We start from the raw sequence: 9,903 nt of genomic DNA on the forward strand, positions 1-9,903 counted from the left end.
AGGAAGCATCTGTTCACCAGGCTGCACATGCCCGCGGGCAAGGCGATAGCCATCGCGGCCATGCCCACGGCCGTACTGATGGGCCTCGGTCTGACGCCCACGCTGGCGTCGGCCAAGGACAATCCGACGAAGTTCTCGGCGGACGACTACAAGGCGTGCGCCGACGCGATCGAGGCGGAGAAGGACGGCAAGACCGCCCCGGACGAGAAGGAGACGGCCACGCCGACTCCTTCGCCGTCGGCTTCGGCGAGCAAGGACAGCGGCAAGGACACCGGTACGGGCTCCGGCTCGGACTCCGGCTCGGACGACAAGGAGACGGCCACCCCGACTCCCGCTCCGTCCGCGACCGGCGGGACCGGCTCCGGCTCGGACGACGGCAAGGACGCGGCCACGCCGACGCCCTCGCCGTCCAAGACCACCAACCCGCTCGATCCACTGGGCGTCGGCGACGCCCTCAAGGACCTGCTCACGCCGGACGAGAAGGAGACGGCCACGCCGACTCCGTCCCCGTCCGCATCCGGGTCCACCGCGTCGAAGGACGTGGGCGACGCGGTGAAGGACACGGTCGACACGGTCGAAGGCACGGTCAAGGACACGACCGACAAGGCCGGGGACGCCGTCAAGGACACCAAGGACGGCCTGGACAAGGCGACCGAGGAGGCCGCGAAGGCCGCCGAGGAAGCCAAGGACGCGGCCACGCCGTCGCCGAGCGCGAGCGGCATACCGGACGACTGTCCGGTGGCCACGGACGCGGCCGGCGCCGACGAGGACACCCCGGCCCAGCTGCCGGACACCACCTGGAAGTTGGAGGCCAGCTCGCTCCTGCTCAAGGGCGCGGACTACAAGGGCCTCGTCGACGTCCGGATGGCCGACGGCAGCACCAAGCGCGTCATGAAGTACATCATCTCGGACGGGACCGACATCGGGGATCTGCACCAGATCGCCGCGGGCCCGAACGGCAAGTACTTCCACATCCGCGCGGACAAGGGCTCCACGTCCACGATCCGCAACGGGAAGACGACGATGTACACGGAGGAGCTCTCGGGCAATCTGCTCGGGCTCATCCCGATGACGTTCAACGCGAAGAACCCGCCGCCGATCAACCTGCCGATCCTGTACTTCACCAACGTGAAGGTCACGCAGGCCGCGCAGTTCGGTGGCACCCTGCACGTGCCGGGCCTGCACACCACGGTCGAGGACAGCTGACCGTACGCGCCACAGACGCCGAGGGCGCCCCCTGTCTCGTACAGGGGGCGCCCTCGGCGTTCGTGCGGGGGAGGCGGGTCAGTCGCGCTCGCCGCCGCCCAGGTGGTGCACCCGGACCATGTTGGTGGTGCCGGGGACGCCGGGGGGCGAACCGGCCGTGATGACCACGGTGTCGCCGTCGTTGAAGCGGTTCAGCTTCACCAGCTCGGCGTCGACCAGCTCGACCATCTCGTCGGTGGAGTCCACGTGCGGCACGACGTACGTCTCCACGCCCCAGGTCAGCGACAGCTGGTTGCGGGTCGACGCGTCCGTGGTGAACGCCAGGATCGGCTGGCAGGCGCGGTAGCGGGAGAGCCGCCGGGCCGTGTCGCCGGACTGCGTGAAGGCGATCAGCGCCTTGCCGTCCAGGAAGTCCGCGATCTCGCACGCGGCACGGGCCACCGAACCACCCTGCGTACGCGGCTTCTTGCCGGGCACGAGCGGCTGCAGGCCCTTGCTGAGCAGCTCCTCCTCGGCCGCCTTGACGATCTTCGACATCGTCTTGACGGTCTCGATCGGGTAGGCGCCCACGGACGACTCGGCGGACAGCATGACCGCGTCGGCGCCGTCCAGGATCGCGTTGGCCACGTCGGACGCCTCGGCGCGCGTGGGGCGCGAGTTGGTGATCATCGACTCCATCATCTGGGTCGCGACGATCACCGGCTTGGCGTTGCGGCGGCACATCTCCACGAGGCGCTTCTGCACCATCGGGACCTTCTCGAGCGGGTACTCGACGGCGAGGTCGCCACGGGCCACCATGACCGCGTCGAACGCCGCGACGACGCCCTCCATGTTGGCGACGGCCTGCGGCTTCTCCACCTTGGCGATGACGGGGACCCGGCGGCCCTCCTCGTCCATCACCTTGTGGACGTCCTTGACGTCGTTGGCGTCGCGCACGAAGGACAGGGCGACCATGTCGCAGCCCATCCTCAGGGCGAAGCGCAGGTCCTCGATGTCCTTCTCGGACAGGGCCGGCACGTTGACGGCCGCGCCCGGCAGGTTGATGCCCTTGTGGTCGGAGATGACACCGCCCTCGATGACGATCGTCTTGACCCGGGGGCCGTCGATGTCGGTCACCTTGAGCTCGACGTTGCCGTCGTTGATCAGGACCGGGTCGCCCTTGGAGACGTCACCGGGAAGCCCCTTGTACGTCGTGCCACAGATCGACTTGTCACCGGGGACGTCCTCGGTGGTGATGGTGAACTCGTCACCGCGCACCAGCTCGACGGGGCCCTCGGCGAAGGTCTCCAGGCGGATCTTCGGCCCCTGGAGGTCGGCGAGCACGCCCACCGCGCGGCCCGTCTTCTCGGCGGCCGCGCGGACGCGGTCGTAGCGGCCCTGGTGCTCGGCGTGGGTGCCGTGGCTGAAGTTGAAGCGGGCCACGTTCATGCCGGCTTCGATCAGCGAGACGAGCTGCTCTTCGGAGTCGACGGCGGGGCCCAGCGTGCAGACGATTTTGGAACGGCGCATGGGGGCGATCCTATCGGTTTGTTTCGCTACGGAATATTCCGTCTGGTGGAATCTACAAATGGGCGGGCGTGCGCTCAGGCGTTGCGGACCTCCGGGGGAGCCACCAGCGCGTAGGTCTGCTGCGCGATCTCCAGCTCCTCGTCGGTCGGCACCACGGCGACAGCCACCCGGGCGTACTCGGGCGAGATGATCCGGGCCTCGTCGGAACGTACGGAATTGAGCTCGCCGTCGACCGTGAGACCCAGTTCCTCCAGGCCCGCGACCGCAGCTTCCCGCACCGGCGCGGCGTTCTCGCCGACCCCGGCCGTGAACGCGAGCGCGTCCACCCGGCCGAGCACCGCGTAGTACGCGCCGATGTACTTCTTCAGGCGGTGGACGTAGATGTCGAAGGCGAGCTGCGCCTCCTGGTCGCCCTCGTCGATCCGCCGCCGGATCTCGCGCATGTCGTTGTCACCGCAGAGCCCGATCAGACCCGACTTCTTGTTGAGCAGGACGTCGATCTCGTCCGCCGACATGTTGCCCACCCGCATCAGATGGAAGATGACGGCCGGGTCGACGTCTCCTGAACGCGTACCCATCACCAGGCCCTCAAGCGGGGTCAGACCCATCGAGGTGTCCACGCACACCCCGCCGCGCACCGCCGACGCGGAGGCGCCGTTGCCCAGATGCAGCACGATGACGTTGACCTCCTCCGGCGCCCTGCCGAGGAGTTCGGCGGTCTTCCGCGACACGTACGCGTGCGACGTGCCGTGGAAGCCGTAGCGCTGGACGCGGTGCTCGTCGGCGGTCTTCACGTCGATCGCGTACCGCGACGCCGACTCCGGCATCGTCGTGTGGAACGCGGTGTCGAAGACGGCGACCTGCGGCAGGTCCGGGCGCAGCGTCATCGCCGTGCGGATTCCCGTCAGGTTCGCCGGGTTGTGCAGCGGCGCCACCGGGATCAGCCGCTCGACCTCCTTGAGCACCGCGTCGTCGATGACGGTCGGCTGCGTGAAGAACTTGCCGCCGTGCACCACCCGGTGGCCGATCGCGGCCAGCTCGGGGGAGTCCAGGCCGAGCCCGTCCTGCGCCAGCTCGGCGGCGACCGCCTTGAGGGCCTCCTCGTGGTCGGCGATCGGCCGGTTCTGCTCGCGCGCCTCACTGCCGCCACCGAGCAGCGGGGTGTGCTTGAGCCGGGAGGTCTCCTCACCGATGCGCTCGACGAGGCCCGCGGCGAGCCGGGAGCCGTCGCGCATGTCGAGGAGCTGGTACTTCACCGACGACGAGCCGGAGTTGAGGACGAGGACGCGGGACGCTGCCACGGGTGTCATGCCCTTTCGGAGGGGGTCTGGGCCTGGATCGCGGTGATGACCACGGTGTTCACGATGTCCTGCACGAGGGCGCCGCGCGACAGGTCGTTGACCGGCTTGCGCAGACCCTGCAGGACCGGGCCGACGGCGATCGCGCCGGCCGAGCGCTGCACGGCCTTGTACGTGTTGTTGCCGGTGTTGAGGTCGGGGAAGATCAGCACGCTGGCCTGGCCCGCGACCTCGGAGCCGGGCAGCTTGGTGGCGGCGACCGACGGCTCGACGGCGGCGTCGTACTGGATCGGGCCCTCGATCTTCAGGTCGGGGCGGCGCTCCCGGACCAGCTCGGTGGCCTCCCGGACCTTGTCGACGTCGGCGCCGGATCCCGAGGTGCCGGTCGAGTACGACAGCATCGCGATCCGCGGCTCCACGCCGAACTGGTCGGCGGTGGCCGCGGACTGGGTGGCGATATCGGCGAGCTGCTGGGCGTTCGGGTCCGGGTTCACCGCGCAGTCGCCGTAGACGAGGACCTTGTCGGCCAGGCACATGAAGAAGACCGACGAGACGATCGCGGCGTCCGGCTTGGTCTTGATGATCTCGAAGGCGGGCCGGATGGTGGCGGCCGTCGAGTGCACCGAGCCCGACACCATGCCGTCGGCCAGGCCCTCCTGGACCATCAGCGTGCCGAAGTAGTTCACGTCGGCGACCACGTCGTACGCCAGCTCCACGGTGACGCCCTTGTGGGCGCGCAGCTCCGCGTACTTGGCGGCGAAGCGGTCCCGCAGTTCCGAGCTCTGCGGGTCGATGAGCTCCGAGTCGGCGAGGTCGACGCCGAGGTCCGCGGCCTTCTTGCGGATCTGCTCCACCGGGCCGAGCAGCGTCAGGTCGCAGACCCCGCGGCGCAGCAGCACGTCGGCGGCGCGCAGCACGCGCTCCTCGGTGCCCTCGGGGAGGACCACGCGTCGCTTGTCCGAGCGGGCCTGCTCCAGCAGCTTGTGCTCGAACATCATCGGGGTGACGCGGTCGGAGGACGGGGCCTGGATCGTCTTCAGCAGGCCCGCCGTGTCGACGTACCGCTCGAAGAGCCCCAGGGCGGTCTCCGCCTTGCGGGGCGTCGCCGCGTTCAACTTGCCTTCCATGGCGAAGAGTTCGGCCGCCGTGGGGAAGGAGCCGCCGGTCACCGCGATCACCGGGGTGCCGGGCGCGAGCCGGTCGGCCAGCTTGAGGATCGCCTCCCCGGGCCGCTCGTTCAGGGTCAGGATGACGCCCGCGATCGGTGGGGTGCCCGCACTGTGCGCGGCCATCGCGCCCACCACCAGGTCCGCGCGGTCGCCGGGGGTGACGAGGACGCAGCCCGGTGTCAGGGCGTTGAGGAGATTGGGCAGCATGGCGCCGCCGAAGACGAAGTCGAGGGCGTCGCGGGCCAGCCCCGAGTCGTCGCCGAGCAGCACCGTGCCGCCCAGCGCGTGGGCGATCTGGGCGACGGTCGGCGCGGACAGGGCGGCCTCGTCGGGCAGCACGTAACAGGGCACCGGCAGCCGGTTGGTCAACCGCTCGTGTATCTCGTCCCGGTCCTCCGGCACCACCCGGTTGACGACCATCGCGAGGACGTCGCAGCCCAGACCGTCATAGGCCCGGTAGGCGTTGCGGACCTCGGCGCGCACGGACTCGGCGGTCTGCTTCTTGCCGCCGACCACGGGCACCACGGACGCGCCGAACTCGTTCGCCAGGCGCGCGTTCAGCGCCAGCTCGTCCGGGAGCTGGGTGTCCGCGAAGTCCGTGCCGAGCACCAGCACCACGTCGTAGTCCCTGGCCACCTCGTGGAACCGGTCGACCAGTTGCGAGACCAGTTCGTCCGTGCCCTGCTCGGCCTGGATCGCGGACGCCTCGTGGTAGTCGAGGCCGTACACCGTCGCCGGGTCCTGCGACAGGCGGTAGCGCGCCCGCAGCAGATCGAAGAGCCGGTCGGGACCGTCGTGGACGAGCGGGCGGAAGACACCCACCCGGTCGACCTGACGGGTCAGGAGTTCCATGACTCCCAGCTCGACGACCTGGCGGCCGTCGCCCCGGTCGATCCCGGTCACGTACACGCTGCGCGTCACGCGTGCTCCTCCTGCGTAGAGTCCCCCGCGCAGGGCCGCAGTCCCTGCTCAGGGCCGAAAAAAATGGCCGTAACGAAAGCTGTGCCCTCTTGACAATACCTCTGGGCATGGCTAGGTCGCCCGCCGGACAAAAGGCCTGTACAGCAGGGCCCCAGTGCCCGATCCGCACGGGACGAAGCGCCTCTGATGGCCTCGCCCGAACGCGATGCCCCTCGCGTCGTGGAAGAATCGCAGTGGCTCAGACGAATCAGAAGCGAGCAGGAGACACAGCACGATGCGTATCGGAGTTCTCACCGCAGGCGGCGACTGTCCTGGCCTCAACGCAGTGATCCGGTCGGTCGTGCACCGCGCCGTCACGCACTACGGCGACGAGGTGCTCGGCTTCGAGGACGGCTACGCGGGGCTGCTCGACGGACGCTACCGACCGCTCGATCTGAACGCGGTCAGCGGCATCCTCGCCCGCGGCGGCACCATCCTCGGATCGTCCCGCCTGGAGCGCGACAAGTTCCGCGCGGCCTGCGAGAACGCGAAGCAGCTCGCCGAGGAGATCGGCTTCGACGTCCTCATCCCGATCGGCGGCGAAGGCACGCTGACCGCGGCCCGCATGCTGTCCGACGCGGGTCTGCCCGTCGTCGGCGTCCCGAAGACGATCGACAACGACATCTCCGCGACCGACCGCACCTTCGGCTTCGACACCGCCGTCGGTGTCGCCACGGAGGCGATGGACCGCCTCAAGACGACCGCCGAGTCCCACCAGCGGGTGATGGTCGTCGAGGTCATGGGACGGCACGCCGGCTGGATCGCCCTGGAGTCCGGCATGGCCGGCGGTGCCCACGGCATCTGCCTGCCCGAGCGCCCCTTCGACCCGGCCGACCTGGTCAAGATGGTCGAGGAGCGGTTCTCGCGCGGCAAGAAGTTCGCCGTCATCTGCGTCGCCGAGGGCGCGCACCCGCAGGACGGCACCATGGACTACGGCAAGGGCGCCATCGACCAGTTCGGCCACGAGCGGTTCCAGGGCATCGGCACCGCCCTCGCCTACGAGCTGGAGAGCCGCCTCGGCAAGGAGGCCAGGCCCGTCATCCTCGGCCACGTGCAGCGCGGCGGCACCCCCACCGCGTACGACCGCGTCCTCGCCACCCGCTTCGGCTGGCACGCCGTGGAGGCCGCGCACCGCGGCGAGTACGGCAGGATGACGGCGCTGCGCGGCACCGACATCTCGATGGTGCCGCTCGCCGAGGCGGTCACCGAGCTGAAGACCGTCCCCAAGGACCGGATGGACGAGGCCGAGTCGGTCTTCTAGCCGGCCCCCGGGCCGCCGCGGCCCGACTCCCGTACGGCGCCTACGGATTGCGGATCCTGGACCAGAACTCGTCCAGGATCCGCTCCAGGAACTCCCGCCCCGCGTCCCCCGAGCCCGGCGACGAACCGCCGCCCCAGCTCAGCGTCGCGGCCATCAGCGCCTGGTACTCCAGATGCATCTCGTGGAGGACGTCGTCCGCCTCCCGCCGCTGCACCGGCACGAGCCGGGTCAGCGGACGCACGTACCCCTGCCAGCGCGTCGTCGCCGCGCTGCGCAGCAGGTCCGCCAGCTGCCCGTCCCGCCCGGTGACCGTGGCGAACGCGCGCGGCGTCAGCCGCAGGATCTCGGCGAGCGCACTCGACTGGCGGTCGTTGCCCCGCCACTCGCCCGTCTCCTCCATGCGCAGGTACGAGTGGATCTCCATGCCCACGGCCCGCGCCACGTCCTCCGGGGCGATCCCGTGCGCCAGCCGGTGCTCGCGCAACGTGCGGGCCGCGCCGATGAGTTCACCCGGCGAGCACCACAGCGCCCCAGCGAGCGCGGTGAGTTCGGCCGCCGTCGGGGCGGCCTCACCGCGCTCCCAGGCGATGATGATCTCCGGCGTGATGTGCGCGAGCCCGTAGGAGGCGCGCATGCCGTAGGCGACGTGCCCCGGCGCCATCCCGAGCGCCTCACGGAGGCGGCGGGCGGCGGGAGCGTTGAACGGCGGGGTGGGCTGGTTCGCCGCGGCGGTGTGCTGCACGGGCACAAAGTAGGGGCGAACGGGCCGCTTGGCTACGGTGCGTTCGTCTTGCGTCACATGTCGTAGGAACGTACAGGCCGGCGCGCGCCCTCAGCCCTTCACCGCACCCCCCAGCGCGAAGCCGCCGCCGAAGCGCCGGGACACCAGGACGTAGAGCAGGATCACCGGCGTCGAGTAGATGATCGAGAAGGCGGCGAGCTGGCCGTACACGACCGTCCCGCGGTTGCCGAAGAAGTCGTTGATGCTGACCGACGCCGGCATCTGGTCGGGGGAGAGCAGCAGCATGAACGGGACGAAGAAGTTGCCCCACATCATGGCGAAGCAGAACACCGTGACGACGGCGACCCCGGGCCCCATCAGCGGCAGCACGATCCGCACCAGCGACTGGAAGGTGTTCGCGCCGTCCGTCCAGGCCGCCTCCTCCAGCTCCTTCGGCACCCCGTCCATGAAGTTCTTCATCAGCCAGATGGCGAACGGGAGTTGGGACGCGGCGAAGAAGTAGATCGTGCCCGACATCGTGTCGATCAGGTTCACCTGCACGAACAGCGCGTACACCGGAACCATGATCGCCGTGATCGGCAGACACGTCGCGAACAGGATCGTCGCCAGATACGGGTTGTTCAGGCGCGAGCGGTAGCGGGACAGCGGATACGCGGCCAGCGCCGCGCACACCACCGTCAGGGCCGTCGCGCCGCCGCACAGGATCAGCGAGTTGAGCAGCGGAGTGAACGTGATGTCCGGCTTGAGGACCGCGTCGAAGTTGTCGAACGTGGCGTGGGACGGGAACTTCACCTTGAGGTTCGCGTCGGCGTCCAGCGACGACAGCACGACCCAGGCGAGCGGGAGCGCGAAGGTGATCCCGACGAGGATCAGCGTCGCGTCGGCGGTGAGCCGGTTTCTGGTGCGGCGGCGGGTCACTTATGCCTCCGTGCGCAGCAGGCGCATGTAGACCAGCGAGAACAGGGAGCCGACCACCAGGAGCAGCAGCGCCACCGCCGTGCCGTAGCCGATCATGCTCTTCTGGAAGGCCTGCTCGTACATGAACAGGGGGAGGGTCTGGCTGTGGTTGCCGGGACCGCCCCGGGTCATCACCCAGATCAGACCGAAGACCGACAGCGTCTGCAGGGTGTTGAGCATCAGGTTCGTGCCGATGGAGCGGCGGATCATCGGCAGCGTCACGTGCCACAGCCGCTGCCAGGCGTTCGTGCCGTCCACCTCGGCGGCCTCCGTGATCTCCTTCGGGATCTCGGAGAGCGCCGCCGAGTAGACGAGCATCGAGAAGGCGGTGCCGCGCCACACGTTCGCGAACGACACCGCGAGGATCGGCAGCGTGAACAGCCAGTTCTGGCCCGGCAGATGGAGCCAGTCGAGGATCGCGTTCAAGGTGCCCTCGCGGCGGAAGAACGCGTACAGCAGGAAGCCGGCGACCACCTCCGGCAGCACCCAGGCCGTCACGACGACCGCGCCGGTGACCGTCCGCACCGGTTTCGAGGCGCGCTGCATCAGCGCCGCGAGAGCCAGGCCCAGGGTGTTCTGGCCGACGATGGACGACAGGAACGTGAAGACCAGCGTCAGCCAGACCGCGTTCAGGAACGCGTCGTCCTTGAACGCGGCCCGGAAGTTGTCGAAGCCGACGAACGACGACTCGGCCTGGCCGGTGAGCTGCAGGTCGGTGAAGGCGATGTAGGCGCAGTAGGCGATCGGGCCCGCGAGGAACAGGGCCATGATGATCGTGGCCGGGGCGATCGGGAGGGCGCG

8 protein-coding genes are annotated in these 9,903 nt (G+C 69.6%); 2 read left to right on the forward strand and 6 right to left on the reverse strand.

The window, feature by feature from the left end; translation table 11 throughout:
- Positions 1–27: 27 nt before the first annotated feature.
- Positions 28–1,206, forward strand: coding sequence for a hypothetical protein (locus M4J07_RS19655; protein ID WP_308284756.1), 1,179 nt, complete (start codon positions 28–30; stop codon positions 1,204–1,206).
- Positions 1,207–1,284: 78 nt separating this feature from the next.
- Here M4J07_RS19655 and pyk read toward each other — a convergent pair whose 3' ends face one another.
- From pyk to pta, 3 genes are all read right to left on the reverse strand, one after another.
- A complete protein-coding gene (gene pyk / locus M4J07_RS19660) occupies positions 1,285–2,715 on the reverse strand; it encodes a pyruvate kinase (protein ID WP_255973671.1) in 1,431 nt (476 codons plus the stop codon).
- Between the two features lie 74 nt (positions 2,716–2,789).
- Positions 2,790–4,016: an acetate kinase gene (locus M4J07_RS19665; protein WP_255973687.1), complete on the reverse strand. Its 1,227-nt coding sequence runs from the start codon at positions 4,014–4,016 to the stop codon at positions 2,790–2,792.
- A 5-nt stretch (positions 4,017–4,021) separates the two neighbouring features.
- On the reverse strand, positions 4,022–6,103 hold the full coding sequence (gene pta / locus M4J07_RS19670) for a phosphate acetyltransferase (RefSeq protein WP_255973673.1): 2,082 nt from the start codon (positions 6,101–6,103) through the stop codon (positions 4,022–4,024).
- Between the two features lie 274 nt (positions 6,104–6,377).
- Here pta and M4J07_RS19675 point away from each other — a divergent pair, with 274 nt between their 5' ends.
- Positions 6,378–7,403 (forward strand): 6-phosphofructokinase, encoded by a 1,026-nt coding sequence (locus M4J07_RS19675; RefSeq protein ID WP_255973675.1) that lies wholly within the window; start codon positions 6,378–6,380, stop codon positions 7,401–7,403.
- Between the two features lie 40 nt (positions 7,404–7,443).
- Here M4J07_RS19675 and M4J07_RS19680 read toward each other — a convergent pair whose 3' ends face one another.
- From M4J07_RS19680 to M4J07_RS19690, 3 genes are all read right to left on the reverse strand, one after another.
- On the reverse strand, positions 7,444–8,145 hold the full coding sequence (locus M4J07_RS19680) for a helix-turn-helix domain-containing protein (RefSeq protein ID WP_255973677.1): 702 nt from the start codon (positions 8,143–8,145) through the stop codon (positions 7,444–7,446).
- Between the two features lie 90 nt (positions 8,146–8,235).
- Positions 8,236–9,063 carry a carbohydrate ABC transporter permease gene (locus tag M4J07_RS19685; RefSeq protein WP_255973679.1) on the reverse strand — a complete coding sequence of 276 codons (828 nt, stop codon included), beginning with the start codon at positions 9,061–9,063 and terminating at the stop codon, positions 8,236–8,238.
- The coding region (locus tag M4J07_RS19690; RefSeq protein WP_255973681.1) for a carbohydrate ABC transporter permease at positions 9,064–9,903 on the reverse strand (840 nt) is incomplete at its 5' end.

The sequence above is a fragment of the Streptomyces longispororuber genome, assembly GCF_024448165.1.
Lineage (GTDB): Bacteria > Actinomycetota > Actinomycetes > Streptomycetales > Streptomycetaceae > Streptomyces > Streptomyces longispororuber_A.

Excerpts from the sequence above, each read along its gene's own strand:
- M4J07_RS19655 (WP_308284756.1), top strand. The coding sequence starts at position 28 with ATGCCCGCGGGCAAGGCGATAGCCATCGCGGCCATGCCCACGGCCGTA.
- pyk (WP_255973671.1), bottom strand. The coding sequence starts at position 2,715 with ATGCGCCGTTCCAAAATCGTCTGCACGCTGGGCCCCGCCGTCGACTCC.
- M4J07_RS19675 (WP_255973675.1), top strand. The coding sequence starts at position 6,378 with ATGCGTATCGGAGTTCTCACCGCAGGCGGCGACTGTCCTGGCCTCAAC.